Origin of the sequence: Streptomyces sp. CB02058 (assembly GCF_001905505.1) — a bacterium.
In the GTDB taxonomy this organism is placed as follows: domain Bacteria; phylum Actinomycetota; class Actinomycetes; order Streptomycetales; family Streptomycetaceae; genus Streptomyces.
Window position 1 is genome coordinate 585,277 of record NZ_LIPG01000001.1, and the last position, 25,585, is coordinate 610,861.

Sequence of the window (25,585 nt, forward strand, 5' to 3'; positions counted from 1 at the left end):
CAGGGGCGGGACGGCTCAGTGGCCGAGGGAGCCGGGCGTGTAGTGCCCGGGGGCCAGCCGGCAGGTCACGCCGAAGCGGTTCCAGGCGTTGATCACCGTGATCGTGGCGATCAGCTGGGCGAGCTCGGCCTCCTCGAAGTGGGCGGCGGCAGCGGCGTACACCTCGTCGGGGACGAAACCGTCGGTCAGGACCGTCACGGCCTCCGTCAGCTCGATCGCCGCGAGCTCCTTCTCCGTGTAGAAGTGGTGCGACTCCTGCCAGGCGCTGAGCTGGATGATCCGCTCGACGGACTCGCCCGCGGCGAGGGCGTCCTTCGTGTGCATGTCCAGGCAGAGCGCGCAGTGGTTGAGCTGCGAGGCGCGGATCTTCACGAGCTCCAGCAGCGTCGGGTCGATTCCCTTACGGGCCGCGGCGTCCAGCCGGACCATGGCCTTGTAGACCTCGGGAGCGAGCTTCGCCCACTCGAGGCGGGCGGGGTGCTCGGGGGCGCGGTCGGTGGGGGCGGTGGAGTGTGTCTGCGTCGTCATGCCTACGAAGCTAACCGCCGGGTGGCACACCGGTATGGTCCATTTCCATGACAGATTCCTGGGCCGCTTTCGGCGCGGACCTGCACATCGAACCGGTCGGCGCCGGCCTGCGCAGTGGACTGATGAACGCGCTGCGGGAGGCCGTGCGCACCGGCCGGCTGGCGCCCGGCACCAGGCTGCCCTCGTCCCGCACGCTCGCCGCCGATCTGGGCGTCGCGCGCAACACCGTGGCCGACGCCTACGCCGAGCTGGTGGCGGAGGGCTGGCTCACCGCGCGGCAGGGCTCGGGGACCAGGGTCGCCCGGCGGGCCGCCGCCGCACCGGCGGCGGGGGCCCGGTCCAGGCCGGTGCGGCGGCGGCCCGCCCACAATCTGATGCCGGGCTCCCCCGACGTCTCCTCCTTCCCGCGCGCCGAGTGGCTGAAGGCGGCCAGGCGCGCGCTGACCGCCGCACCCGACGCGGCCTTCGGCTACGACGATCCGCGGGGCCGCGTCGAGCTCCGTACCGCGCTGGCGGACTATCTGGCGCGGGCGCGCGGGGTGTACGCGGACCCGGAGCGCATCGTGGTCTGCTCCGGCTTCGTCGACGGGCTCGCGCTGATGGGGAAGGTGCTGCGGCGCCACGGGGTGCGGGCCGCGGCCGTCGAGTCGTACGGGCTCGACATCCACTGGAACCTCCTGGTGGAGGCCGGGCTGAGCACCCCGTGCCTCCCGGTGGACGCGCACGGGGCCAGGACCGGCGAGCTGGGAGGGGCGGCCGGGGTGGGCGCGGTGCTGCTGACCCCTGCCCACCAGTTCCCCACGGGGGTCCCGCTCCACCCCGGCCGGCGGGCCGCGGCGGTCGACTGGGCGCGCTCCTCCGGCGGACTGATCCTGGAGGACGACTACGACGGCGAGTTCCGCTACGACCGCCAGCCGGTGGGCGCGCTCCAGGGGCTCGATCCCGAACGGGTCGTCTACCTGGGCACCGCCAGCAAGTCGCTGGCGCCGGGGCTCCGGCTGGCATGGATGGTCCTGCCGGAAGCCCTGGTGGACGAGGTGTGCGACGCGAAGGGCGGCCGGGAGTGGATGTCCGCCACGCCGGACCAGCTCACCCTCGCCGAGTTCATCAGGTCGGGGGCGTACGACCGGCATGTGCGGGCCATGCGGCTGCGCTACCGCCGCCGCCGTGACCAGCTCGTGGACGCGCTCGCCGAGCGGGCGCCGGACTTCCGGGTGAGCGGCATCGCGGCGGGGCTGCACGCCGTGCTCGAACTCCCCGAGGGCACCGAGCAGTCGGTGGTCCAGGCGGCCACCTGGCAGGGGCTCGCGCTGGAGCGGCTCGCCCGCTTCAGGCACCGGGACGCGGAGCCGGGCCGCGACGGACTGGTCATCGGCTACGGCACACCGTCCGACAGCGGCTGGGCGGGGGCGCTGGACGCGCTCTGCCGGGTGCTCCCCTAGGGCCACTCCCCGTGGGAGGCGATGTCCGGATATGCGGGAGGCGTTCGGGGCACCCGGTTTCAGCCGAGTGAGTGAGGCATCTAATCTGACTGACGGTTCGCAGACGGACGGGCACCGGCTCGTGGATACGACGGGGGAGAACAGAACATGGACAGGCGCAAGCTGAGGTCGGGCACCGTGGTGCTCGGCGGCATGGGCGTACTCGCCGCGACGCTCACCGCGTGCGGATCGGAACCGGACGAGCGGTGCGTCGACCCGGTGACCCGGGAGATCCTGCCGACGTACGAGTGCGAGGACAGCAGCGGCAGCGGCAAGTACTACTACGGCGGCAGCAGCAGCAAGAACCGTGTCTCCGGCGGCAGCTTCGACAAGTCGGCCGTCGACCGGGGCGGATTCGGCTCCTCCGGCTCCAGCGGCGGCTGAGACCCCATGGAACGCCGCACCACCGAGCCGCGGGCCGGCTGGCAGGAGACCGTCGAGGAGCAGGGGCTGATCTACCCCCTGACCCGCTACCCGGACGGAACTCTCCGCCCCTACTGGGACGAGAGCGCCTACTACGTCTTCTCGCTGCCCGAGGTGGAGGCGCTCGAAGAGGTCGTGGAGGAGCTCCACGCGATGTGCCTGGCAGCCGCCGCGCACATCGTCGAGCACGACCGCTTCGCCGAGCTCGGCATCACCGACCCCAGGCTGGCGCACCTGGTCGGCCAGTCCTGGCGTCGCCGTGCCGAACTGCCGTCCCTGTACGGGCGGTTCGACCTGCGGTACGACGGGACCGGCCCGGCCAAGATGCTGGAGTACAACGCGGACACCCCCACCTCACTGGTGGAGGCGGCCAGCCCCCAGTGGTTCTGGATGGAGGAGCGCTTCCCCGGCGCCGACCAGTGGAACTCCCTGCACGAGCGTCTCGTCGACGCCTGGAAGCGGCAGGCGCCCCTGCTGCCGCCGGGACCCCTGTACTTCGCGCACTCGGACGGCGACGAGCTGGGCGAGGACCTCATGACGGTCGCGTATCTGCGGGAGACCGCCGCGCAGGCCGGGATCGAGACCGAGGCGCTCTCCGTGGAACGGATCGGCTGGGACAGGCTGTCCCGCCGCTTCGTCGACGAGCGGCTCCGCTTCATCCGCGGCTGCTTCAAGCTGTACCCGTGGGAGTGGCTGACGACGGACCGCTTCGGACCGCATGTGCTGGACACCCTCGACAACGGCGGCGGCACCGGCAGCACCTGCTGGATCGAGCCCGCCTGGAAGATGCTGCTCTCCAACAAGGCGTTGCTGGCCATCCTCTGGGAGCTCTACCCCGGCCACCCCAACCTGCTGCCCTCCTATCTCGACGGCCCCCGCGAACTGGCCGCCGCGGACGGAGCGGGTTACGTCTCCAAGCCCCTGCTCGGCCGGGAGGGCGCGGGCGTCACCGTCCACGAACCGGGCGCCGCCCCGGTGACGCGCGACGAACCCTGCTGCTACCAGGAACTGGCACCGCTGCCCGACTTCTCGGGCAACCGTGTGGTGCTCGGCGCCTGGGTGGTCGGGGACGAGGCCGCCGGGCTCGGCATCCGGGAGTCGTCGGGCCTGGTCACGGACGAGTACGCCCGCTTCCTGCCCCACGTCATCCTCTGAGCCCGGCGGCGGAGACCCGACGCAGCTCCGGTGGGCCCGCCGCTCCGGGGCGGCGTCGGGTGGGCCCACGGGCCCCCGCGGGCCCACCGGTCACGTCCACCGGCCCGGGCGGGCCCACCGGTCACGTCCACCGGCCCGGGCGCCCGGGCCCGCTCAGCCGGCCAGCACGTCCCGCAGCTGGTCCAGGCCCCATTCCAGGTCCTCCTTGCTGATCACCAGCGGCGGGGCGATCCGGATCGTGGAGCCATGGGTGTCCTTGACCAGCACCCCGCGGTCCATCAGCTTCTCCGAGATCTCCCGGCCCGTCCCCAGCGCGGGGGCGATGTCGACCCCGGCCCACAACCCCCGGCCCCGCACGGCCTCCACGGCGCCGCCCCCGACGAGCAGTCCCAGCTCACGGTGGAGAAGATCACCCAGCTCGGTCGCGCGCTGCTGGAACTCGCCGGTGCGCAGCATCGCGATCACCTCCAGGGCGACTGCGCAGGCCAGCGGGTTCCCGCCGAACGTGGAACCGTGCTCGCCCGGCCGGTAGACGCCCAGGACCGCGGCGGAGGACACCACGGCCGACACGGGCACCACGCCGCCGCCCAGCGCCTTGCCCAGCACATACATGTCGGGCACCACGCCCTCGTGCTCGCACGCGAAGGTCCGGCCCGTGCGGCCCAGCCCCGACTGGATCTCGTCCGCGAGGAACAGCACGTTCCGCTCGCGGGTCAGCTCCCGCACCCCGGCGAGATAGCCCGGCGGCGGGACCAGCACCCCGGCCTCGCCCTGGATCGGCTCCATCAGCACGGCCACGGTGTTCTCGGTCATCGCGGCGGCGAGCGCGGTGAGGTCCCCGTACGGCACGATCTCGAAACCAGGGGTGTACGGGCCGAAGTCCGCCCGTGCCTCGTGGTCCGTGGAGAAGCTGATGACCGTGGTCGTCCTGCCGTGGAAGTTGTCGGCGGCGACGATGATCTTCGCCATGCCGTCCGGCACGCCCTTGACGCGGTAGCCCCACTTCCGGGCCGTCTTCACCGCCGTCTCCACGGCCTCCGCCCCGGTGTTCATGGGCAGGACCATCTCCATGCCGCAGAGCTCGGCCAGCTCCGTACAGAACTCGGCGAACCGGTCGTGGTGGAAGGCCCGTGAGGTCAGCGTCACGCGTTCCAGCTGGGCCTTGGCCGCGTCGATCAGACGCCGGTTGCGGTGCCCGAAGTTCAGCGCCGAGTAGCCGGCGAGCATGTCGAGGTATCTGCGGCCCTCGACATCGGTCATCCAGGCGCCGTCCGCCGAGGCGACGACGAGCGGCAACGGGTGGTAGTTGTGCGCGCTGTGCGCCTCGGCGGAGGCGATGGCGTTCTCCGTGGTCGACACGGGATCTCCGTTCGTCGTGCGGCGTGGGCGGGGGGTGGTGCCCACTTTGTATCGTCGGTCGGATCCGGGACGGGGAAACCTCGCGCCGCGCGGCGCGCCCCCGCACGGCGCGTCCACGGGGGCGTCTCTCCCGTCTCCTTCGTCACACCGTCCGGCGCACACGGCCGGTGGCGGGGGCCCGGGCCGGGGGCGCTCGCCGTCCTCACATCTTTCCCGCACCGGCTGCCGGAGATCGGTTCGACACCTGAGACAATGAGTGCATGGCCTCTGATCGTCCCCGCGTGCTCTCCGGAATCCAGCCCACCGCAGGCTCGTTCCACCTCGGCAACTACCTCGGTGCGGTCCGCCAGTGGGTGGCGCTGCAGGAGTCCCACGACGCGTTCTACATGGTGGTGGACCTGCACGCGATCACCGTTCCGCAGGACCCGAAGGAACTCCGCGCCAACACCCGGCTCGCCGCCGCCCAGTTGCTGGCGGCAGGTCTCGACCCGGAGCGCTGCACGCTCTTCGTCCAGAGCCATGTGCCCGAACACGCCCAGCTCGGCTGGATCATGAACTGCCTCACCGGCTTCGGCGAGGCGTCCCGCATGACGCAGTTCAAGGACAAGTCCGCCAAGCAGGGAGCCGACCGGGCGACCGTCGGCCTCTTCACCTACCCGGTCCTCCAGGTGGCCGACATCCTGCTGTACCAGGCCAACCAGGTCCCGGTCGGTGAGGACCAGCGCCAGCACATCGAGCTCACCCGTGACCTCGCCGAGCGGTTCAACGGCCGCTTCGGGGAGACGTTCACCGTCCCGGCCGCGTACATCCTCAAGGAGACCGCGAAGATCTTCGACCTCCAGGACCCGGCCGTCAAGATGAGCAAGTCGGCGTCCACGCCGAAGGGCCTGATCAACCTCCTGGACGACCCGAAGGCCACCGCGAAGAAGGTCAGGAGCGCCGTGACGGACACGGACACCGTGATCCGCTTCGACGCGGAGAAGAAGCCCGGGATCAGCAACCTGCTGGGCATCTACTCCACCCTCACCGGCACCACCGTCGCCGACCTTGAACAGAAGTACGAGGGCAAGGGCTACGGCGCGCTCAAGACCGACCTCGCCGAGGTCATGGTGGAGTTCGTCACCCCGTTCCGGACGCGGACCCAGGAATATCTGGACGACCCGGAGACCCTGGACGCCCTGCTCGCCAAGGGAGCCGAGAAGGCCAGGACCGTGGCCGCCGAGACCCTCGCCCGGACCTACGACCGGATGGGCCTTCTGCCCGCGAAGCACTGAGTCCAAGGACCCTGGCGAGATCACGGCCGCAGGGGTCACACTGGCGTCGGGACGACCGAAAACCGACCATCGACGATTGAGGAGAACGATGTGGGGACCGTAACGCTTGGCGTTTCGATCGCGGTCCCGGAGCCTTACGGCAGCCTGCTCCAGGAGCGGCGCGCGAGCTTCGGGGACCCTGCCGCGAACGGCATCCCCACCCACGTCACCCTCCTCCCGCCCACCGAGGCCGAGGCGGCCGACCTGCCGGCGATCGAGGCGCATCTTGCCCAGATCGCCACGGCCGGCCGCCCCTTCCCGATGCGGCTCTCCGGCACGGGCACCTTCCGCCCGCTCTCGCCGGTCGTCTACGTCCAGGTCGTCGAGGGCGCCTCGGCCTGCTCCTGGCTCCAGAAGCGGGTCAGGGACGCCTCGGGGCCCCTGGTGCGCGAGCTCCAGTTCCCGTACCACCCGCATGTGACCGTGGCGCACGGCATCGCGGAGGAGGCGATGGACCGCGCGTACGAGGAGCTCTCCTCGTACGAGGCGGCCTGGACCTGCACCTCCTTCGCGCTGTACGAACAGGGCGCGGACAGCGTCTGGCGCAAGATCCACGAGTTCCCGTTCGGGGCCGGCGGCGGCGCGCCCGCCGTACCGGCCCAGGGCGGCAGCTCCGTGGACCAGCCGTCCCTGCACCCCTGAGCCCCGGCACCGGCCCGGTCCTGCCCGCCTCGGGAGCTCCCTAGCGCACCGGGAGCCGCCGGAACAGCGGGCGCGGCACATGCCGCAGGGCCGACATCACCACACGCAGCGCTCCGGGCACCCAGACCGTCTCGGAGCGCCGCCGCAGCCCCGTGACGATCGCGTCCGCGACCGCGCCCGGGGTGGTCGCGAGCGGTGCCTCCTCCCGCCCCGCCGTCATGCGTGAGCGCACGAATCCGGGGCGTACGACCATCACGTGCACCCCGGTCCCGTGCAGCGCGTCGCCCAGCCCCTGCGCGAAGACGTCCAGGCCCGCCTTGCTGGAGCCGTAGATGAAGTCGGCGCGCCGGGCCCGCTCGCCCGCCACCGACGAGAGCACCACCAGTGAGCCGTGCCCCTGCGCCTGGAGTGCGCCGGCGCACACCAGGCCCGCCGAGACCGCCCCCGTGTAGTTGGTCTGCGCCACCCGGACCGCGGAGAGCGGCTCCTCCTCGTCGCGCGCCTGGTCGCCCAGGACACCGAAGGCCAGCAGGACCATGTCGATGTCGCCGTCGGTGAAGAGCTTCCCGAGCACCTCCTCGTGCGAACCGGAGTCCAGCGCGTCGAAGGCGACCGTACGGACGTCCGCGCCCAGTTCGCGCAGCTCGGCGGCGGCCCGCTCCAGCCCGGGGGACGGCCGCCCGGCCAGCCGCACGGTCCTGGTGCGGCGGGCGATCAGCCGTCGCGCGGTGGCCAGCCCGATCTCCGAGGCGCCGCCGAGGATGAGCAGGGACTGCGGGGCACCGAAGGCGTCCTTCACGGGGTGACTCCTAGCTGGCAGAGCGGTGGGGAGGGGTGGAGCGGACGGGCGGGGCCGCCCGGCGGATCAGAGCGCGAGACGGCGGGACAGGTCGGACCGGAAGGCCCCCGTCGGGTCCAGCTCCTGGCGCAGGGCCCGGAAGGAGGCCAGCCGGGGGTACATCACTTCGAGCAGGCTGGGCCGCAGCCGCGCGTCCTTCGCCAGGCAGACCCGCCCGCCCGCTGCCGCCACCTCCTCGTCGAACCCGTCCAGCAGGCGCGCGAGGCCCGGCAGGCCGGCGGGCAGCCCGAAGGAGAGCGTCCAGCCGGGCGTGGGGAACGAGAGCCAGCCGGGCCCCGCCTCGCCGAACCTCTTGAGCACGGCGTGGAAGGCGGGACAGCGGCGCGCGGCGATCTGCCGGACGATGCGGTGCAGGGTCTCCTCGTGGCCGTGCCCGAGGGTGAACTGGTACTGGAGGACGCCGCCACGGCCCGGGGCGCGGCTCCACCGGGGAGCGGCGTCCAGCGGGTGCAGGAAGGCGGAGATCCGCTGGAGCTCCCCGGTCCGTACGGCGGGCGTGCCCCGGTGGCGGAGCTCGTGCAGGAACGCCTCGGCCACCCGTCCCGCCAGGCCCCCGGGCAGGAGCGCGGAGGCCTTCGGCAGGCCTCCGGGACGGAACGCGAGCGCTGTGCGCCGGGCGTGCGCCGGGAGCGCGTCCAGAGGAACATGCGCCCCCCTCGTCACGACGGCGCGTCCGGTGGCCCTGCCGCGTGCCAGCAGATCGACCCGGGCCGCCGCGTACGGCGTGTTCGCCCCGCACGCGGCGAGCCGCGCCAGCGCCTCGTCCAGGTCGGCCGCCCGCGCGGTGTCGACCGACATCAGCGAGGTGGTGACGGGACGCAGGGCGAGGGTGGCGGAGAGGATCACCCCGGTCAGCCCCAGACCACCCGCCGTCGCGTCGAACAGGTCGGTGCCCGGCAGGACCGTGCGGACCCCGCCGTCGGCGGTCAGCAGCTCCAGGGAGCGCACATGCCGTGTGAAGGAGCCGGAGTACGGGTGGTTCCTGCCGTGGACGTCCGAGCCGATCGCCCCGCCGACGGTCACATGGCGGGTCGCCGGGGTGACCGGGACGAACCAGCCGAGCGGGAGCAGCGCCTCCATCAGCCGGTGGAGGCTGACCCCGGCGTCGCAGACCACCGTCCCCGCGACGGTGTCGACCGTGTGGATGCGGTCCAGCGCCGTCATGTCGACCACGGAGCCGCCCGCGTTCTGTGCCGCGTCACCGTGGGCGCGGCCCAGCCCCCGGGCGACGACACCACGGGGCCCGCGGCCCCGCACCGCGACGGCGGCGTCCTCGTACGTACGGGGGCGGAACCGCACGGCGGTCGTCGGGGAGGTGCGGCCCCAGCCGGTCAAGGACACCGTGTCGACAGACATGGTCGTGACCGTATCGCCAGAGAAAACCCTTTTGAGGGATTTGTTACAGCACTCACCGAAATGGGTGATTGCTGATCCAGGAGGCCCCCGACGCCGGTTTTCCGCGTCCGGAAGGGTACGCGTACGTCATGGACTGGCTGAAGAATCTTCCCGTCATCGGGCCGCTCGTCGCTCGGCTGATGGAGACGCACGCCTGGCGCTCCTACGAGACCCTGGAACGGGTCCACTGGAGCAGGCTCGCCGCTGCGATCACCTTTCTCAGCTTCCTCGCGCTCTTCCCGCTGATCGCGGTGGGCGCCGCGATCGGCGCCGCGCTGCTCTCCCAGGCGCAGCTCGACACGATCGAGGACAAGCTCGCCGAGCAGGTGCCCGGCATCTCGGACCAGCTCGGCATCGACAACCTCGTGGCCCACGCGGGCACGGTGGGTGTGGTCGCCGGTGCGCTGCTGCTCTTCACCGGCATCGGCTGGGTCGGCTCCATGAGGGACTGCCTGCGTGCCGTGTGGGAGAAGGACGACGTGGACGAGGGCAATCCGGTCGTCCGCAAGCTCAAGGACGCCGGTCTGCTGTTCGGCCTCGGCGGCGCCGTCCTCGCGACGCTCGCCGTCTCCACCGTCGCCTCGACCGCCATCGGCTGGACGGCCGACCGGCTGGGCATCCCCGAGGACGGCGCCGGCGGGATGCTGCTCCAGGCCGCCGCCGTGGTGGTGGCGGTCCTCGCGGACTTCCTGATCCTGCTCTACCTGCTGACGCTGCTCCCGGGCGTGGAGCCGCCGCGCCGCCGTCTGATCGTGGCCGGGCTGGTCGGCGCGGTCGGGTTCGAACTGCTCAAGCTGCTGCTCGGCAGCTATATGAGGGACGTCGCGTCGAAGAGCATGTACGGCGCCTTCGGCGTGCCGGTCGCGCTCCTCCTGTGGATCAACTTCAGCGCCAAGCTGCTGCTGGTCTGCGCCGCATGGACGGCGACGCCCAGCAAGGAGGAGCCCGCGGAGAAGGCGGAGCCCGAGGAGGACGGGCGGCCCGGAGGGGACGGGAGGAGCGCGAACGACGGCGGTGGGAAGGGCGTCAGCGACGCGGAAGGCGGCGCACCAGGTCCGGCAGCGGCCAGCGCCGGTTGACCAGGAACACCCCGGCCGCCAGGAGCACCAGCACCCCGCCCGCGACCGACAGCGCGGTCCAGACCCCGTTGGTACCGGCCGCTGCCGCGTGCGCCGTCGTGGCCGGTACCTCCTTGCCCTTGCCCTCGGCCTTGTCCGCGCCCGCCGCGGGCTCCGAGCCCTTCGCGCTGTCGGTCACGGCGGACTTCGGCGGCACCAGCTCGCCGACCGGGGTCACCTTGCCGCCGGCCGAGAAGCCCCAGTCGAGCAGGCTCGCGGCCTCCTTGTAGACGGCGTGGCTCTCCTCCGACGACGGGTTCATGACGGTCACCAGAAGGACCTTCCCGTCGCGTTCGGCGATCCCCGTGAAGGTGTTGCCCGCGTGGGTCGTGTAGCCGTTCTTGACCCCCGCGATGCCCTTGTACGGGTCCACTCCGATGTCACCGGTGATCAGTCGGTTGGTGTTCTGGATCTCGAAGGTCTCGCGCTTCTTGCCCTTCTTCTTCTCGCCGGGGAACTCGGCGGTCGCCGTCGCCGCGTACTCGCGGAAGTCGGCCTTCTGCATCCCGCTCCGGGCGAACAGCGTCAGGTCGTACGCGCTGGAGACCTGGTTCGGGGCGTCGTAACCGTCGGGCGAGACGACCCTCGTGTCGAGGGCCTGAAGCTCCTCGGCGTGCCGCTGCATCGCGGCGACCGTCGCGGGCACGCCGCCGTACATCTCGGACAGCACGTGCACGGCGTCGTTGCCGGAGCGCAGGAACACACCGAGCCACAGGTCGTGGACCGTGTAGGTGTGGTCCTCCTTGACGCCCACCAGGCTGCTGCCCTCGCCCACTCCGGCGAGCTCGTCCTCGGTCACCATGTGGGTGAGGGTCTTGGGCTGCAGGGCGGGCAGCACCGTGTCGGCGAAGAGCATCTTCAGGGTGGAGGCGGGCGGCAGCCGCCAGTGCGCGTTGTGCGCCGCGAGCACCTGGCCGTTCTCCGCGTCGGCGACGATCCACGACCGCGCGCTGAGTTTCTTGGGCAGCACCGGGGCGCCGGGGCCCAGCTGGACCTGGGTACCCACCTTGCCCAGCCGCTCGCCGCCCAGGGTCGACATCGGAACGGTCGGCTTCGGCTGTTTGTCGTCGGTCTTGTCCTTGTCGGCCGCCCCTGCGGGACTGACGACAGATACGGACAGCAACGCAGCAGAGATGACCGTCAATACGGTCTTTTTCAGAGCAGGCACGGTCGGAAACGTACAGGGCGTTGACGGGTATCGGGACCCGGATGGCCTGACCCGCCGTGCACACCGCCGGGACAGCCCACCCCGTGCGAGCTTACGCAGGGGTGACGGCGATACTGGGGGCATGAAGCTCAGCCGCCCCGTTTCCTGGTTCCTGCTCGTCTTCGGAGCATGGAGCTGGGTCATCTGGGTCACCTTTGTGAAGAACCTCTGGAAGGACGGCAGCGGGCTCGCGTTCGACGACGCGGGCGACCCGACCGCCTACTTCTGGGTCCATCTGCTGCTCGCGGTCACGTCGTTTCTTCTGGGGACGGCCGTGGGCGTCATCGGGTTCCGCGGTGTCAGGGCCCTGCGCCGTGAAGCCGCTTCGGGAGCCGGCCGGGAGGCCGGGCACGAATCCGGTCCCGGATCCGGGCACGAAGCCGCTCGCGAAGGCGTTCGCTAAGGCAGATGGCGTGCCGGACGCGGATGGACGTCCGGACAGGATCGGTTCAGCGGGGGAGCGTACGTGGTAGTGGTCTTCGTGCTCGTGGCGGTGGCGGTGCTCGCGCTGCTCGCCGGGGTGCACAGATATGTGTGGCGCCGGCTGGTCGGTGACACCACGCTCCCCGGAAGCCTCGCGCGTCGCGTGGGCACCGTGGCGGCCTTCGTGCTGCCCCTGCTCTCCGTCGGAGCCCTCGTCTCCAGCCGCTCCGGCTTCCCTTTCGTGCTCCAGCAGGTGCTGGCCTGGCCCGGCTATCTGTGGCTGGCCGCCCTGCTCTACCTGACGCTCGCCCTGCTGGTCGGGGAGGCCGTGCGCCCCCTGCTGCGCCGCTTCCTGGCCCGCAAGGACGGGGCCGACGGCGCGGTGAGCGAGGAGCGGACCGTGGCCGCCGTCGCGGCCTCCGACACCGGCTCCGGCAGCACCCGCACCGACACCGCTCCCCGCGCCGAGGCCCCCGCCGCCCCGGCCGTCGCCGACCCCTCGCGCCGGCTGTTCGTGGCCCGCGCCGTCGGCGGAGCCGCCGCCCTGGCCGGGCTCGGCACCGTCGCCAACGGCACGTACGGCGTGCTGCGCGGTCCCCGCACCAAGCGGATCACCGTCCCGCTCGCCGGGCTGCCGCGATCAGCCCACGGCTTCCGTATCGCCGTGGTCAGCGACATCCACCTCGGCCCGATCCTGGGGCGCGCGCACACCCAGCGCATCGTCGACGCGATCAACGCCACGAGCCCGGATCTCGTCGCCGTCGTCGGCGACCTCGTCGACGGCTCCGTGGCCGACCTCGGCCCCGCCGCCGAACCGCTGGCCCGTCTGGAATCACGCCACGGCAGCTACTTCGTCACCGGCAACCACGAGTACTTCTCGGGTGCGGCGCAGTGGGTCGACCACGTCCGAGAGCTGGGTCTGCACCCCCTGGAGAACGCCCGCGTCGAGATCAGCGGCTTCGATCTCGCGGGCGTGAACGACGTGGCGGGCGAGAGCGAGGGCCAGGGCCCCGACTTCGCCCGCGCGCTCGGCGACCGCGACCGCAGCCGCGCCTCGGTCCTCCTCGCCCACCAGCCGGTCGTCATCGACGAGGCCGTCGCATACGGGGTCGGGCTCCAGCTCTCCGGCCACACCCACGGCGGCCAGCTCTGGCCCGGCAATCTGCTCGCCGAGCTCGCGAATCCGACCGTCGCCGGCTACGAGCGTTACGGAGATACCCAGTTGTACGTCTCGCGGGGTGCCGGAGCCTGGGGCCCGCCCGTGCGCGTGGGCGCTCCGTCCGACATCACCGTGGTGCAACTCGCCTCCCACCAGGCATGACCTGGTCAAAGAACCGGGCCGGGCCGAACCTGTGAGGAACCCACCCGAACTTCCAGATGTGAATATCGTGTGATTGGGTGAGGAGGAACATGCGGCGATGTGCCTTTCTGTGCACATGAGCCGGGGTGGGTTGCAAGGGAGCACGGCACATGCGGTCGATCCGTATTCGGATTCTCGCGATTCTGGCGGTACTGGTCATCGCAGGCGTAGGAGCCTGGCAACTTCTCCCATCGGATGAGGAGAACGAGTCACCGATCACGGTCGGCACATCCGACGAGGTCACCTCGCTGGACCCGGCGGGTGCGTACGACGCGGGTTCCTGGGCGATCTACAGCAATCTCTACCAGTCCCTCATGACCTTCAGGTCCGGGGCCGTCGTGCCGGAGCCCGACGCGGCCGAGAGCTGCGCCTTCATCGGCCAGAAGCTCCAGACCTACCGCTGCACCCTGCGGGACGACCTGACCTTCTCCAACGGCCGCAAGATCACGGCGAAGGACGTCAAGTACTCCTTCGACCGGATGCTGAAGATCAAGGCGGACGTCGGCCCCTCGGTGCTGTTCCCCAGCCTCACCAACGTCGTGGCCGAGGGCCGCACGGTCACCTTCAACCTCTCGGCGCGGGACGCGACGTTCCCGCAGAAGCTCGCCACGGGCGCCGGGTCCATCGTCGACCCGGCGACCTACCCCAAGGACAAGCTCCGCACGGGGAACCAGGTCGACGGCTCCGGCCCGTACACCCTGAAGTCGTACGTGCCCGGCGCCTCCGCCGAACTGGTGCCCAACCCGGCCTACAAGGGCGCCCTGAAGAACACCGGTGGCCCGGTGAACATCCGCTACTTCGAGGGCTCCGAGGCGCTCCAGGCGGCCTGGGCGGCCGGCGACGTGGACGTCACCCACCGTCAGCTGCCGTCCGAGAACCTCGCCGAGCTCGACCCGGGCGCCACCGACATGCGGGTCACCGAGATGGACAGCGCCGAGATCCGCAACCTCGTCTTCAACGTCAGGGACGACTCGCCGCTCTCGGACAAGCGGGTCCGCCAGGCCATCGCCTGGATCATCGACCGCGGCCCCCTGGTCTCGGACGTGTACAAGAGCACCGTCGACCCGCTCTACTCGCTGATCCCGCAGGGCTACATCGGGCACAGCACGCCCTTCTTCGACGCCTATCCGCAGACGGACCCCAAGCGCGCCAGGGCGCTGATGCAGGAGGCGGGTGTGGAGCTGCCGCTGCACATCACCTTCGCCCACCGCGACGACGACGCCAACAAGGAGGAGTCCGCCGAGCTGGTCCGCCAGCTGGAGAAGGACGGGCTGTTCGAGGTCACGGAGAAGGCCGTCGAGTGGCAGGCCTTCCAGAAGGGCTACGCGGCCGGCGAGTACGACGCGTACACCGTCGGCTGGCTCCCCGACTTCCCGGACCCCGACACCTTCAGCCAGCCGCTGGTCGGCCGCGAGAGCTCCCTCCACAACGGCTACGTCAGCTCGAAGATGGACGCGCTGATCGCGGCCACCCAGCAGTACAGCGACCGCAGCCGGACCTCGGCCGACTTCAAGGAGCTCCAGGAGCTGGTCGGCGAGGACGTGCCGCTGGTCCCGCTCTGGCAGAAGAAGGACTACGTCGTCAGCAAGCAGAGCGTGTCCGGATCCCAGTACCTCTCCGACGGCACCGGGATCTGGCGGCTCTGGGAACTCAGCTGGATCTGACGTCCTGAGCGCCGCCCGGGCCTGCGCCGGGCAGGAACTCCACCAGTACGTCGTGGATCTGCCGCACGAGCGGTCGCAGCACCCGGAAGCGGGACAGCGCGATAGCCCGTGCGGCCAGCGGCGCCGTGCGCTCGACCAGCCTGCGGCTGCGCTCGGTGTTCTCGGAGCGGTCGTAGACCCAGAACAGCACCAGGCCCATCTGCATCAGCCACATCAGCTCCGGCAGCAGCCCGGCCAGTTCCGGGTCGGCCTTGGCCGAGGAGCCCGCCAGACAGCGCTCGTGCAGGGCGATGACCGCGTCGCGGGCATCGGCCGACTCCCGGGAGAACGGGGAGAGCGGGCTGTCCGGATCGGCGGCGTTCTTGAAGAACTGGGCGGCGAAGCGGTGGTACGGCTCCGCCACGTCCAGCCAGCAGTGCAGCACACCCCGGATGCGTACGGCGAGATCCGGGTCCCCCGCCAGCACCGGACCGACGGCGGCCGTGTGCTCGGCTGCGATGCGGTCGTAGAAGCCCTGGACCAGGTGTTCCTTCGAGGAGAAGTAGTAGTACGCGTTCCCGACGGAGACCCCCGCCTCCTGGGCGATGGCCCGCATCGTGGTCCGGTCGTAGCCGCGCTCCTCGAAGAGCCGGAGGGCGGTCTCCAGGATCAGCGTGCGGGTCTGCTCGCTCTTCGGCGCCTTGGACTTGCCGGCCGGCCGCTCGGCGACGGTCCCGGGACCTTCGGCCACGTTCTTCTGTTGCTTCACCACGGTCCCAAGGCTATCGGGGGGATCATCCCGCCGGACCCGGCCCCGCACACCAGGAGGCCCCGTCCCCCGCACGGTGCGTGCGCGGGACGGGGCCTCCTGAGGTACCGCGGGTGGGTCAGAAGCGACGCGTGATCAGCGCGCGCTTCACTTCCTGGATCGCCTTGGTGACCTCGATGCCACGCGGGCAGGCGTCCGTGCAGTTGAAGGTGGTGCGGCAACGCCACACACCGTCACGGTCGTTGAGGATCTCCAGCCGCTGCTCTCCGGCCTCGTCGCGCGAGTCGAAGATGAAGCGGTGCGCGTTGACGATCGCCGCCGGGCCGAAGTACTGGCCGTCGTTCCAGAACACCGGGCACGAGGACGTGCACGCGGCGCACAGGATGCACTTGGTGGTGTCGTCGAAGCGCTCGCGGTCCTCGGGGGACTGCAGGCGCTCACGCGTCGGCTCGTTGCCCTTGGTGACGAGGAACGGCATGACATCGCGGTAGGCCTGGAAGAACGGGTCCATGTCGACCACGAGGTCCTTGAGGACTGTGAGGCCCTTGATGGCCTCGACCGTGATCGGCTTCTCCGGGTTGATGTCCTTGATCAGCGTCTTGCAGGCGAGCCTGTTCTTGCCGTTGATCCGCATCGCGTCGGAGCCGCAGATGCCGTGCGCGCAGGAGCGACGGAAGGTCAGGCTGCCGTCCTGCTCCCACTTGATCTTGTGAAGGGCGTCGAGCACACGCTCCTTCGGGTCGATCGAGATCTGGAAGTCCTGCCACTCGACCTGGTCGGAGACCTCGGGGTTGAAGCGGCGGATCCTGAACGTGGCCGTGATGTACGGGGTGTCGGCGAAGCCGGCCTCCGGCTCGGGGGCCTTGTCCGACTTCTCCAGGGTGGGGGTTGCCATCAGTACTTACGCTCCATCGGCTGGTAGCGGGTCGTGACGACCGGCTTGTAGTCGAGCCGGATCGACTCGGTGCCGTCGTCCGCGACCTCGCGGTACGCCATGGTGTGGCGCATGAAGTTGACGTCGTCGCGGTTCGGGTAGTCCTCGCGGTAGTGACCGCCGCGGGACTCCTTGCGGGCCAGCGCGGAGGTCGCCATGACCTCGGCCAGGTCGAGCAGGTTGCCCAGCTCGATGGCCTCCAGCAGGTCGGTGTTGAACCGCTTGCCCTTGTCCTGGATCGACACGTCGAGGTAGCGCTTGCGCAGCTCGGCGATCTTGTCGACCGCGGTCTTGATGGTCTGCTCGGTGCGGAACACCATCACATTGGCGTCCATGCACTCCTGCAGCTCCGTGCGGAGCGCGGCGACCCGCTCGGTGCCGGTCGAGTTGCGGAGCCGCTCGACCTGCTCCTGGACCAGCTGCGCCGGGTTCTCGGGAAGCTCGACGAAGTCGTTCTTCGCGGAGTACTCGGCGGCGGCGATGCCCGAACGGCGTCCGAAGACGTTGATGTCGAGCAGCGAGTTGGTGCCCAGGCGGTTGGCGCCGTGCACGGAGACACAGGCGACCTCGCCGGCGGCGTAGAGGCCCGGGACGACGGTGGTGTTGTCGGCCAGCACCTCGCCCTCGACGTTGGTCGGGATGCCGCCCATGGCGTAGTGCGCGGTCGGCTGGATCGGGATCGGGTCCGTGTAGGGCTCGATGCCGAGGTACGTGCGCGCGAACTCGGTGATGTCCGGGAGCTTCGCGTCCAGCTGCTCCGGCGGGAGGTGCGTGAGGTCGAGGTAGACGTGGTCGCCCTCGGGACCGCAGCCGCGGCCCTCACGGATCTCCGTGTAGATGGAGCGGGACACGACGTCACGGGACGCGAGGTCCTTCATGACCGGCGCGTACTTCTCCATGAAGCGCTCGCCGTCCTTGTTGCGGAGGATGCCGCCCTCACCACGGGCGCCCTCCGTCAGCAGGATGCCCATGCGCCAGATGCCCGTCGGGTGGAACTGGAAGAACTCCATGTCCTCCAGCGGCAGACCCCGGCGGTAGCAGGCGGCCTGGCCGTCACCGGTCAGGGTGTGCGCGTTCGACGTCACCTTGAAGAACTTGCCGGTGCCGCCCGAGGCGTAGATGACCGACTTCGCCTGGAAGACGTGGATCTCGCCGGTGGCCAGCTCGTAGGCGACGACGCCGGCGGACTTCTTGACGCCGTCCACCTCGACGACCAGCTGGTCCAGGACGTAGAACTCGTTGAAGAACTCCACGCCCTCCTTGACGCAGTTCTGGTACAGCGTCTGGAGGATCATGTGGCCGGTGCGGTCGCCCGAGTAGCAGGCGCGGCGGACCGGGGCCTCACCGTGGTTGCGGGAGTGGCCGCCGAAGCGGCGCTGGTCGATCTTGCCCTCGGGCGTACGGCCGAACGGCAGGCCCATCTTCTCGAGGTCGAGGACGGCGTCGATGGCCTCCTTCGCGAGGATCTCGGCGGCGTCCTGGTCGACCAGGTAGTCGCCGCCCTTGATCGTGTCGAAGGTGTGCCACTCCCAGTTGTCCTCCTCCACGTTGGCGAGCGCGGCGGCCATGCCGCCCTGCGCCGCGCCCGTGTGGGAGCGGGTGGGGTAGAGCTTCGTCAGGACGGCGGTGCGGCTGCGCTTGGTCGACTCGATGGCCGCGCGCATGCCGGCGCCGCCGGCGCCGACGATGACGGTGTCGTACTTGTGGATCTGCATGGTTTTCCTCTGGTCCCTCTGTCCCGGCGCCTAGCGGATGTTCGGGTCGAAGGTGAAGATCACCAGCGTGCCCAGCAGGACGGTGAACACCGTGGCGGTGTACAGGAGCATCTTCAGCCAGAAGCGGGTGTTGTCCCGTTCGGCGTAGTCGTTGATGACCGTACGGAGGCCGTTGGCGCCGTGCAGCATGGCGAGCCACAGCATCGCCAGGTCCCAGACCTGCCAGAACGGCGAGGCCCAGCGGCCCGCGACGAACGCGAAGCCGATCTTGGACACGCCGCCGTCGAGCACCAGCTGGATCAGCAGGTGGCCGATGACGAGGACGACCAGGACGATGCCCGACAGGCGCATGAAGAGCCAGGCGTACATCTCGAAGTTGCCGCGCGACGCCTTGGGGGTCTTGCCCGTGCGCTTGCGCGGGGGCTCGATCACGGGGGCCGGATTGTCGACGTCGTACAGGCTCACGCCCTCGACGTCACCGATCGCCGACGAGGAAGAAGTCTCGGTGGACATTGGCTTCAGCTCCCGAAGACTTCGCGTACGGCGTGACCGAGCACGGGGTACAGGGCCCCGACCATCAGCACGATCCAGATACCGAGGACGGTCCAGAGCATCTGCTTCTGGTAGCGCGGGCCCTTGGCCCAGAAGTCCACGGCGACGATGCGGAGACCGTTCAGCGCGTGGAAGAGGATCGCGGCCACCAGGCCGTACTCGAGCAGCGCTACGAGCGGGGTCTTGTAGGTGGCCACGACCTCGTCGTACGCCTCGGGGGAGACACGCACGAGAGCGGTGTCCAGGACGTGTACGAACAGGAAGAAGAAAATGAGGACACCGGTGACTCGATGAGCCACCCAGGACCACATGCCTTCCCGGCCGCGGTACAGCGTTCCAGCCGGCACGGAAGAACCCTCCGGGAGCGGGGATTGGGGTCGGCCGGCTTGACTGTCGGTCTGACCCGGCCGGGTACGGTCCACCGGCCCCGGCCATCGTAGCGACGCTTTGTCGGTTCCATGGCGGCGGGGCCTGGCGGTGTGATCAAAGTGGCAATCAAACAGGCACGGACGGGCTACTGAGGGTCATATGCCACCGGGCGGAACGGGTCGGGCGTCCGGCCCGCCTCCGTCACCAGCTCGATGATGCGGCCCCGGGCGAGTCGTCGCATCTCCTCCGCGGTCAGGGAACGCTCCTCGTCCGGCTCGTGCGTGAGCCGGGTGCGGATGGCGGCCAGCACCTGGTCGACGTGGAGCGAGGGCCGCATCCCGTCGAGGCAGATCACGAAGACATGGCCGAAGCGGCTCTCGTACGCGGCGTGGGCGGCGCGCAGCGCCAGATGGGCCGCGCGCGGCGCGTCGTGGTGCAGGCAGGGCGCGCTCTCCGAGGCGAGCGCCTCGGAGATGTCCGGGGGCGCCATGTCGTAACCCGCCTCGTCGGAGGCCGCGAGCAGGGTGTCCAGGTCCGGGTAGGGGCGGTGGGCCGCCAGCCGCAGCGCCCAGCGGCGGCTGCCGCAGCACTCCAGCAGGGCGGCCTCGGCGAGCTCCCGCGGCCAGGCGTTGAAGCGGGCCAGCCCGCTCGAGTGGGCACTCCCGCGCGTACTCACCGACACTGGTTCCGGAACGGGGGCCTCCACCGGGGCTTCCACCGGGTCCGGGGCGGGGCCCCGGCTCTGCACGGGTACGGCCGTCCGCCCGGCCTGCTGCGGTGGTTCCGGCAGGCCTGCGTGGGACTCGCTGGACCTGGACAGCGGGACTCCTCGGATGAATGACATCTGTGACCCTGGAGAGGGGCCGGAGAGCGACGAGGTTGCGTGGGGGAGAGAAGTGAGGGTTGGTTCGTGTGTGCCTCGTGTACGCGGCCACGCTAGCGAGACCGCGTGGCGCCTAACCGAATGATGCGAGAAATTCACCCGGACGGGAGAGTTTCGGAACGCTTGATGGACGTACCGGTGGGGGAAATGCCCGGCTTTCTCGTCTTCTTTGACCTGTTCTTCCCCCGATCCGGAGGTTTCTGACCGATGTCGCCCTCACGTGGATCCCTGGTCGCCGGCGCGGCCGTCGCGGCGGCCGCCGCCGTCACCCTCACCGTCGTGGTCTGGCCCGACGGTTCCGGCTCCGGGACACAGAACGGGCCGGCCTCCTCCGCCACCACCGCCGAGCCCTCGCCCACCCGGAGCTACCCGCTCTCCACGACGCCGCGGACGATACCCGCGGTGCGCGCGCACACCGCCGCCCGCGGTCCGGGCTGGAAACCGGCCAAGGACAGCACGGTCGTCGCGGCCGACGCCGGGCTCGCCGACGAGGCGAAGCTGCTCGCCAAGGAGCTGAAGATCGACTACCGGGGCGAGAAGTCCCCGCGCTCCGGCGACGTCGAGCTGGCGCTCGCCACCTCGGCGAAGGGCGACCCGGAGTCGTACACGCTGGAGACCGCGGACAACACGGTCACGATCAGCGGTCCCGCCCAGGCCGGCGTCTTCTACGGGACCCGCACCCTCAAGCAGTCCCTGAACGCCGACGGCACCATGCCCGAGGGCACCGTGCGCGACACCCCCGACCGGCCGCAGCGAGGGCTCAACCTCGACATCGCGCGCAAGCACTACAGCGCGGAGTGGATCGAGGCACGGCTGCGCGAGATGGCCGACCTCAAGCTCAACCAGCTCGGCCTGCACTTCTCCGACGACCAGGCCTTCCGGATCGAGTCCGACTCGCACCCCGAGGTCGTCTCCGAGGAGCACCTCACCAAGGCCGAGGTCCGCCGGATCGTGAAGCTCGCCCAGAGCCTGCACATCACGATCGTCGGCGAGATCGACTCACCCGGACACCTCGGTGCCGTTCTGCGCGCCCACCCCGACCTCCAGCTGCGCAACACCCAGGGCGTCGCCCGGCAGGGCGCCATCGACATCTCCGAGCCGGGGGCGGCGAAGATCGTCGACGACCTGCTGAAGGAGTACGCCGAGCTCTTCCCCGGCGACTGGTTCCACGTCGGCGCGGACGAGTACCAGGCCCTCACGGTGAGCGATCCGGCCGCCTCCTACCCGCAGCTCGCCGCCGCCGCGCGGAAGGAGTACGGCGCCGACGCCACCGTCCAGGACCTGGCGGAGGGCTGGCTGAACGACCGCGCCGCGGTCATCCGTGACGCGGAGAAGATCCCCAAGGCGTGGAACGACGGCTTCTTCAGCGGCGGCACGGTCACCGCGCACAAGGGCATCGAGGTCGAGTACTGGACGGGCAAGGAGATCGGCGCCCGGCCGCCCCAGGAGTACCTCGCCGAGGGCCGCGACGTGGTCAACCTCAACGACGAGTTCCTCTACTACGTGCTGGGCGAGCCCAACGACTTCACGTACCCGACGGGCAAGCGGATCTACGAGCAGTGGACGCCGTTCGTCCTGCGCGGCACCGAGCCCGTGGCCGCGCGCTGGTCGAAGCAGATCCTGGGCGGCCGGTTCGCGGTCTGGGGCGACTTCCCCAACGCGCAGACCCAGGCGCAGGTGGCCGCCGGCATCCGGATGCCGCTCAACGCGGTCTCCCAGAAGCTGTGGGACCCAGGTGAGCCCGAGCTGAGCTGGGCCGAATTCAAGACGCTGGCCGACGAGGTCGACTCGTCGGACTGAGTCACAACCCCGTGGACACCGCCCGCGGGGAAGAGTACGTTCCGCGAGCCGCGCGCCCTGGGGAGGGGCGCGCGGCTCACACGTTCGCGAAGAGCTGGACCCTGGGGGGGGGCTGCTCGGCAGGGCGACGGTCGCGCTGCTCGCGAGCGCGCCGCCCTCGGCGTGACCCCGCTCTCCGTGCCGTCGCCCACCGGCCAGGCCCCCGTCTGAGTTGACCCGTTTTCGCGCTTCCCCGTGGTGCCGGGCGGGAAGAATGGCAGCCCGGCACCACGGGGGGAGCGAGACGTGGGTTTCTGGGGCTGCTATCTGGTGGGCCGCAGCGGTGAGCCGCTCATCGGCCACCCCGCCCTGCGGGACGCGCGCGAGCGGCTGACGCTGCGGGAGTACCGCGCGGACGGCTGGCAGGTCTGGTCCCACCCCACCGATCCCTCGCCGGGCAGCATGGCCGCGCTCGCCGACGCCGCGGGGGCGCCGGTCCTCTTCGGGTTCGTCATGGACGGCGTCTGCGTGGCGGTGGAGGCGGCGGCGCCGTACAGCGGAGCCTGGTACGCCTGTCTGGGCCGGGCACCGATGGCCGCGCGTCTCGACCGGGACGGCACGACGATCGAGGACTACTTCCTGCAGCCCGAGGACGCCGCCGCGCGAGCCGTCCGGTGGGCGGCGGAATCCGGCCGCGGTGTCCTCGAAGGGCCCTTGCTCGAACTCCTGCGCATCGAGCATCCCGAGTGCTCCGGTGAGGAACTTTTCTTCGCATTTCTGGACCGTCTGGGCATCGACAGGTTGTCCGGCTGAGTCCCGTAGTGATCCTCCGTGTCGTAAGAGTGACGCTTTTCAGCCATCCGGCGCTGTATGCGGTAGCGGGCAGCGCTGCGCTCCCGTGGGCCGATGGACGGATGGGGGAGGTGCCGGTGAGTCTGCTGGAGCTGATCGCGGATGCCGACGAGCGAGGGCTGGCGGCGAGTGGACTCGCCTGCCTGGACCGCTGTCTTCCGCCGACGGAGGACGGGAGCGATCCGGAGCCGCTGCGCCCGCTCTGGGCGAGCTGCGAGACCGGGGCGGAGTGGGCCGGCCGGCTCGACGCCGTGCACGCGGAGCTGGAGCGGGCCGGGGCCGGCGGGGCGGTGACCGGTGGGACGACGGTCCGCGTCGTCGCCCTGCTCGGCGCGGCGCCCCGGGGCTTCGAGGCCGGGCCGCTGCGCGCCTGGGCCGACGCCTGTTCGCTCCTCGCGCTGGACATCCACGGACGGTTCGACTTCCCGTCGGCGACGGACGCGGAGGCGCTGAACCGCTGCCGGGAGGGCGGGGCGGCCGACGGCGGCCCGCTCGTCATGGGCGAACTCCGCCGCCAGGCCGAGATCCTGGAGATCCTCGCCGGGACGGCGGAGACGGCCGGCGGCGGCGCGTCCGGCCTGCGCCGGGTCCTGGACCTCTCGGTCGAGGGGCGGCGGGTGCTGCGCGCGGTGATGTCCCGCCATGCTCGCGGCCGGGCCCGTCCGGGCGGCGCGTCCTGACACGGCGTCATGGGGGTGGGGGACGACGACCGGGGCCGCCACCCCCCACAGGAGAGGCCCCGGCCGTCTTCCACGGGGCCGCGTAGCGACCCCGTACTCATCTCAGCGCCACGGGTGCGTTTTCTGTCACACCGCACTGCGTCAGGAGACAGTTGCGGGTTGTACAAGTCATGGACGGGGAACCGTCCGACCACGTAGCGTGCTGAGTCGCGCAGGGTGGCGCAGCAGCGGTGACCAGCTGCGATTCGGATCAGCAGGGCGGGTTGAGGGAGTGCTGGGGGACGACGCGGAGCTGACCGCCGCGGTGCTCGCGGCACAGGACGGGGACGAGGACGCCTTCCGGACTGTGTACCGCGCCGTGCACCCGCGGCTGCTGGGCTACATACGGACGCTGGTCGGTGAGGCGGACGCCGAGGACGTGGCGTCCGAGTCCTGGCTCCAGATAGCGCGTGACCTCGACCGGTTCAGCGGGGACGCGGACCGCTTCCGGGGCTGGGCGGCCCGGATAGCGCGCAACCGCTCGCTGGATCACATACGGATGCGGGGCAGGCGCCCCGCGATCGGCGGTGACGAGAGCGAACTGGCGGGCGAGGCCGCCGAGTCCGACACGGCGGGCGAGGCGCTGGAGTCGCTGGCGACGGGACGCGCCCTGTCGCTGATCGCGCAGCTGCCGCAGGACCAGGCGGAGGCGGTCGTGCTCCGCGTCGTCATCGGGCTGGACGCCAAGAGCGCTGCCCGTACGCTGGGCAAGCGCCCCGGCGCCGTGCGCACCGCCGCCCATCGGGGTCTGAAGCGGCTCGCGGAGCTGGTCGGCGCGGACCCCGGCCCGGACGACGAGATTCCGGCGGTGGCCAAGGAACTCGGTGCCGTACCCGCGCAGCGCCCCGGACGCCAGGGCTCCACGGCGCCCGCCGGTGTGACGCATTCGCGTCCGTGGACGCAGAAGGACATGTGATGGCCGACGAGCAGCACGAGTGGCTTGACGCGGACGCCGCGGAGAAGTTGCTCCGCGGCGATGCCGTCGAACCCGTCGGTGATCATGCGAGAGCCGAGGCCAGGCTGCTGGAGTCGGCGCTGAGAGCGCTCCGGACCCCCGTCCCTCCGGGTACCGGACCGAGCGGCGAGGACCTCGCGCTGGCCGCCTTCCGTGAGGCGCGCCCCGGCGGCGGACGTGCCGCTGCGGCCGGTGCCGCCCGGCCCGCCGACCATCAGGACGCCCTGCACACCGTACGGATCGGTGAAGCGCCCCGGGTGCCGCGGAGGCGCTCCCGCTGGACCCGGCCCATGCGTTACGGCCTCGCGGTCTCGCTCGCCGGATGCGCGCTCGGCGGGGTGGCGGTCGCCGGGGGCACGGGCATGCTCCCCGTTCCGTTCGGGGGCCACGGCACTCCGGTTCCGGCCTCCTCCGTCTCGGCCGCGGCATCTCCCGAGGAGCTGGGGGCCGAGGTGCCCGACGCCGGCCCGCCCTCGGCGCCGCCCGCCCCGACGCCCCCGGCTTCCAGCCCTCCCGCCACCCCGGACCCGTCCGGCGATCCGGCCGCCGAGCCGGACGGTGACGTGCGGGGCGAGCGGGACGGCGGCGGCGCCCAGGGCCAGGAGGACGGCGGCCGGGACAGCGGCACCGCCGGTGGCGGCACGAAGGACGGCGCGGACGGGCAACTGCCCGGGGAATCCGCGGCCGATGTGTACAAGAAGTCCGTCCAGGCCTGCCGCGCCCATCGCGACGGCACCCTGAGCAGGAGCGAGAAGCGCCGCCTGCTCGAACTGGCCGGCGGCGAGCGCAACCTGGACCGCTTCTGCGACCGCGTCCTCGCCGCCGAGGACGACCGGGGCGAGGAGAACGGCGGCTCCGGCGACGGCGACGGCAAGGGCGGGGACAAGGACTCCGACGGGAACGGCTCGCTCCCCTCGATCACCTTCCGCACGGAGTCCCCCGACGGCTCGCAGGAGTCCGGCACCGGCGCGCCGCCGACGACGGGTTCCTCCGTGAGCCCCTCGGCGCAGCTGTCCTCCACGACGCGCTGACCCGTTGTCTTCTGTAACGCGCTGACCTGCACGAATGCGGCAGCTGTAACGTTCTTCGGCGGTCCGGCGCAGTACTGAGTGCCGACTGGTCATCGGCCGCGCATATGAGCCGGGGTTCCCC

Annotated in this window: 25 protein-coding genes; 14 read left to right on the forward strand and 11 right to left on the reverse strand. The window is 71.1% G+C overall.

Annotation, left to right across the window (positions count from 1 at the left end; genetic code table 11):
• Window positions 1-15: 15 nt before the first annotated feature.
• The gene (locus AMK10_RS02855; protein ID WP_073744424.1) at window positions 16-528 is read right to left on the reverse strand and encodes a carboxymuconolactone decarboxylase family protein; all 513 of its coding nucleotides are present in this window, start codon (window positions 526-528) and stop codon (window positions 16-18) included.
• Window positions 529-575: 47 nt separating this feature from the next.
• Here AMK10_RS02855 and pdxR point away from each other — a divergent pair, with 47 nt between their 5' ends.
• The 3 genes from pdxR to AMK10_RS02870 all read left to right on the forward strand — a co-directional run bounded on the left by pdxR (window position 576) and on the right by AMK10_RS02870 (window position 3,587).
• Window positions 576-1,970, forward strand: a complete 1,395-nt coding sequence (gene pdxR, locus AMK10_RS02860; RefSeq protein ID WP_073744426.1) for a MocR-like pyridoxine biosynthesis transcription factor PdxR — start codon at window positions 576-578, stop codon at window positions 1,968-1,970.
• 147 nt (window positions 1,971-2,117) lie between these two features.
• The gene (locus AMK10_RS02865; RefSeq protein WP_073744428.1) at window positions 2,118-2,393 is read left to right on the forward strand and encodes a hypothetical protein; all 276 of its coding nucleotides are present in this window, start codon (window positions 2,118-2,120) and stop codon (window positions 2,391-2,393) included.
• A gap of 6 nt (window positions 2,394-2,399) precedes the next feature.
• Window positions 2,400-3,587 carry a glutathionylspermidine synthase family protein gene (locus tag AMK10_RS02870; protein ID WP_073744430.1) on the forward strand — a complete coding sequence of 396 codons (1,188 nt, stop codon included), beginning with the start codon at window positions 2,400-2,402 and terminating at the stop codon, window positions 3,585-3,587.
• A gap of 153 nt (window positions 3,588-3,740) precedes the next feature.
• Here the strand turns inward: AMK10_RS02870 and rocD are convergent, their stop codons facing one another.
• The gene (gene rocD, locus AMK10_RS02875) at window positions 3,741-4,946 is read right to left on the reverse strand and encodes an ornithine--oxo-acid transaminase (protein WP_073744432.1); all 1,206 of its coding nucleotides are present in this window, start codon (window positions 4,944-4,946) and stop codon (window positions 3,741-3,743) included.
• Window positions 4,947-5,206: 260 nt separating this feature from the next.
• Here rocD and trpS point away from each other — a divergent pair, with 260 nt between their 5' ends.
• Together trpS and AMK10_RS02885 are read left to right on the forward strand one after the other, a co-directional pair.
• On the forward strand, window positions 5,207-6,220 hold the full coding sequence (gene trpS / locus AMK10_RS02880; protein ID WP_073744434.1) for a tryptophan--tRNA ligase: 1,014 nt from the start codon (window positions 5,207-5,209) through the stop codon (window positions 6,218-6,220).
• A 90-nt stretch (window positions 6,221-6,310) separates the two neighbouring features.
• Entirely contained in the window at window positions 6,311-6,901 is a 591-nt protein-coding gene (locus tag AMK10_RS02885; RefSeq protein WP_073744436.1) for a 2'-5' RNA ligase family protein, read from the forward strand.
• Window positions 6,902-6,941: 40 nt separating this feature from the next.
• Here AMK10_RS02885 and AMK10_RS02890 read toward each other — a convergent pair whose 3' ends face one another.
• The gene (locus tag AMK10_RS02890) at window positions 6,942-7,700 is read right to left on the reverse strand and encodes a decaprenylphospho-beta-D-erythro-pentofuranosid-2-ulose 2-reductase (RefSeq protein WP_073744438.1); all 759 of its coding nucleotides are present in this window, start codon (window positions 7,698-7,700) and stop codon (window positions 6,942-6,944) included.
• Window positions 7,701-7,766: 66 nt separating this feature from the next.
• The gene (locus AMK10_RS02895) at window positions 7,767-9,116 is read right to left on the reverse strand and encodes an FAD-binding oxidoreductase (protein ID WP_073744440.1); all 1,350 of its coding nucleotides are present in this window, start codon (window positions 9,114-9,116) and stop codon (window positions 7,767-7,769) included.
• 128 nt (window positions 9,117-9,244) lie between these two features.
• Between AMK10_RS02895 and AMK10_RS02900 the strand changes: the two genes are divergently transcribed.
• Complete coding sequence (locus AMK10_RS02900) at window positions 9,245-10,234, forward strand: YihY/virulence factor BrkB family protein (protein ID WP_073745987.1); 990 nt, start codon at window positions 9,245-9,247, stop codon at window positions 10,232-10,234.
• On the opposite strand, the gene AMK10_RS02905 is transcribed toward AMK10_RS02900, so the two are convergent.
• Window positions 10,182-11,441, reverse strand: coding sequence for a D-alanyl-D-alanine carboxypeptidase family protein (locus AMK10_RS02905; protein WP_073744442.1), 1,260 nt, complete (start codon window positions 11,439-11,441; stop codon window positions 10,182-10,184). The two genes, AMK10_RS02900 and AMK10_RS02905, sit on opposite strands and share 53 nt — an antisense overlap.
• A gap of 121 nt (window positions 11,442-11,562) precedes the next feature.
• Here AMK10_RS02905 and AMK10_RS36490 point away from each other — a divergent pair, with 121 nt between their 5' ends.
• The 3 genes from AMK10_RS36490 (at window position 11,563) to AMK10_RS02920 (ending at window position 14,927) form a co-directional block, all read left to right on the forward strand.
• Complete coding sequence (locus AMK10_RS36490) at window positions 11,563-11,883, forward strand: SCO4848 family membrane protein (protein ID WP_107428361.1); 321 nt, start codon at window positions 11,563-11,565, stop codon at window positions 11,881-11,883.
• 69 nt (window positions 11,884-11,952) lie between these two features.
• On the forward strand, window positions 11,953-13,224 hold the full coding sequence (locus AMK10_RS02915) for a metallophosphoesterase (protein WP_198959607.1): 1,272 nt from the start codon (window positions 11,953-11,955) through the stop codon (window positions 13,222-13,224).
• 149 nt (window positions 13,225-13,373) lie between these two features.
• Window positions 13,374-14,927, forward strand: coding sequence for an ABC transporter substrate-binding protein (locus tag AMK10_RS02920; protein ID WP_073744445.1), 1,554 nt, complete (start codon window positions 13,374-13,376; stop codon window positions 14,925-14,927).
• Here AMK10_RS02920 and AMK10_RS02925 read toward each other — a convergent pair.
• From AMK10_RS02925 to AMK10_RS02950, 6 genes are all read right to left on the reverse strand, one after another.
• Window positions 14,914-15,678, reverse strand: a complete 765-nt coding sequence (locus AMK10_RS02925) for a TetR/AcrR family transcriptional regulator (RefSeq protein WP_073744447.1) — start codon at window positions 15,676-15,678, stop codon at window positions 14,914-14,916. The two genes, AMK10_RS02920 and AMK10_RS02925, sit on opposite strands and share 14 nt — an antisense overlap.
• Before the next feature lie 115 nt (window positions 15,679-15,793).
• Window positions 15,794-16,570 (reverse strand): succinate dehydrogenase iron-sulfur subunit, encoded by a 777-nt coding sequence (locus AMK10_RS02930; protein WP_073744449.1) that lies wholly within the window; start codon window positions 16,568-16,570, stop codon window positions 15,794-15,796.
• The gene (gene sdhA / locus AMK10_RS02935) at window positions 16,570-18,324 is read right to left on the reverse strand and encodes a succinate dehydrogenase flavoprotein subunit (RefSeq protein ID WP_073744451.1); all 1,755 of its coding nucleotides are present in this window, start codon (window positions 18,322-18,324) and stop codon (window positions 16,570-16,572) included. The genes AMK10_RS02930 and sdhA overlap by 1 nt, the downstream gene beginning before the upstream one ends.
• A gap of 30 nt (window positions 18,325-18,354) precedes the next feature.
• Window positions 18,355-18,837: a succinate dehydrogenase hydrophobic membrane anchor subunit gene (locus AMK10_RS02940; protein ID WP_073744453.1), complete on the reverse strand. Its 483-nt coding sequence runs from the start codon at window positions 18,835-18,837 to the stop codon at window positions 18,355-18,357.
• A 5-nt stretch (window positions 18,838-18,842) separates the two neighbouring features.
• Window positions 18,843-19,223 (reverse strand): succinate dehydrogenase, cytochrome b556 subunit, encoded by a 381-nt coding sequence (gene sdhC, locus AMK10_RS02945; RefSeq protein WP_073744455.1) that lies wholly within the window; start codon window positions 19,221-19,223, stop codon window positions 18,843-18,845.
• Window positions 19,224-19,390: 167 nt separating this feature from the next.
• Entirely contained in the window at window positions 19,391-19,951 is a 561-nt protein-coding gene (locus tag AMK10_RS02950) for a 2-oxo-4-hydroxy-4-carboxy-5-ureidoimidazoline decarboxylase (protein ID WP_073744457.1), read from the reverse strand.
• Window positions 19,952-20,335: 384 nt separating this feature from the next.
• Between AMK10_RS02950 and AMK10_RS02955 the strand changes: the two genes are divergently transcribed.
• The 5 genes from AMK10_RS02955 to AMK10_RS02975 all read left to right on the forward strand — a co-directional run bounded on the left by AMK10_RS02955 (window position 20,336) and on the right by AMK10_RS02975 (window position 25,464).
• Window positions 20,336-21,928, forward strand: a complete 1,593-nt coding sequence (locus tag AMK10_RS02955; RefSeq protein WP_073744459.1) for a family 20 glycosylhydrolase — start codon at window positions 20,336-20,338, stop codon at window positions 21,926-21,928.
• Window positions 21,929-22,213: 285 nt separating this feature from the next.
• On the forward strand, window positions 22,214-22,720 hold the full coding sequence (locus AMK10_RS02960) for a hypothetical protein (protein WP_073744461.1): 507 nt from the start codon (window positions 22,214-22,216) through the stop codon (window positions 22,718-22,720).
• A gap of 116 nt (window positions 22,721-22,836) precedes the next feature.
• Window positions 22,837-23,439 carry a hypothetical protein gene (locus AMK10_RS02965; RefSeq protein WP_073745989.1) on the forward strand — a complete coding sequence of 201 codons (603 nt, stop codon included), beginning with the start codon at window positions 22,837-22,839 and terminating at the stop codon, window positions 23,437-23,439.
• A 271-nt stretch (window positions 23,440-23,710) separates the two neighbouring features.
• A complete protein-coding gene (locus AMK10_RS02970; RefSeq protein WP_073744463.1) occupies window positions 23,711-24,394 on the forward strand; it encodes an RNA polymerase sigma factor in 684 nt (227 codons plus the stop codon).
• A complete protein-coding gene (locus AMK10_RS02975) occupies window positions 24,394-25,464 on the forward strand; it encodes a hypothetical protein (protein WP_073744465.1) in 1,071 nt (356 codons plus the stop codon). The genes AMK10_RS02970 and AMK10_RS02975 overlap by 1 nt, the downstream gene beginning before the upstream one ends.
• The last annotated feature ends 121 nt before the right edge of the window (window positions 25,465-25,585 follow it).

Coding starts and splice junctions, on each gene's coding strand:
- AMK10_RS02975 (WP_073744465.1), top strand. CDS start 24,394: ATGGCCGACGAGCAGCACGAGTGGCTTGACGCGGACGCCGCGGAGAAG.
- AMK10_RS02930 (WP_073744449.1), bottom strand. CDS start 16,570: ATGGCAACCCCCACCCTGGAGAAGTCGGACAAGGCCCCCGAGCCGGAG.
- pdxR (WP_073744426.1), top strand. CDS start 576: ATGACAGATTCCTGGGCCGCTTTCGGCGCGGACCTGCACATCGAACCG.
- AMK10_RS02900 (WP_073745987.1), top strand. CDS start 9,245: ATGGACTGGCTGAAGAATCTTCCCGTCATCGGGCCGCTCGTCGCTCGG.
- AMK10_RS02895 (WP_073744440.1), bottom strand. CDS start 9,116: ATGTCTGTCGACACGGTGTCCTTGACCGGCTGGGGCCGCACCTCCCCG.
- sdhA (WP_073744451.1), bottom strand. CDS start 18,324: ATGCAGATCCACAAGTACGACACCGTCATCGTCGGCGCCGGCGGCGCC.
- AMK10_RS02870 (WP_073744430.1), top strand. CDS start 2,400: ATGGAACGCCGCACCACCGAGCCGCGGGCCGGCTGGCAGGAGACCGTC.
- AMK10_RS02865 (WP_073744428.1), top strand. CDS start 2,118: ATGGACAGGCGCAAGCTGAGGTCGGGCACCGTGGTGCTCGGCGGCATG.
- AMK10_RS02920 (WP_073744445.1), top strand. CDS start 13,374: ATGCGGTCGATCCGTATTCGGATTCTCGCGATTCTGGCGGTACTGGTC.
- AMK10_RS02855 (WP_073744424.1), bottom strand. CDS start 528: ATGACGACGCAGACACACTCCACCGCCCCCACCGACCGCGCCCCCGAG.
- trpS (WP_073744434.1), top strand. CDS start 5,207: ATGGCCTCTGATCGTCCCCGCGTGCTCTCCGGAATCCAGCCCACCGCA.
- AMK10_RS02955 (WP_073744459.1), top strand. CDS start 20,336: ATGTCGCCCTCACGTGGATCCCTGGTCGCCGGCGCGGCCGTCGCGGCG.
- AMK10_RS36490 (WP_107428361.1), top strand. CDS start 11,563: ATGAAGCTCAGCCGCCCCGTTTCCTGGTTCCTGCTCGTCTTCGGAGCA.
- AMK10_RS02940 (WP_073744453.1), bottom strand. CDS start 18,837: ATGTCCACCGAGACTTCTTCCTCGTCGGCGATCGGTGACGTCGAGGGC.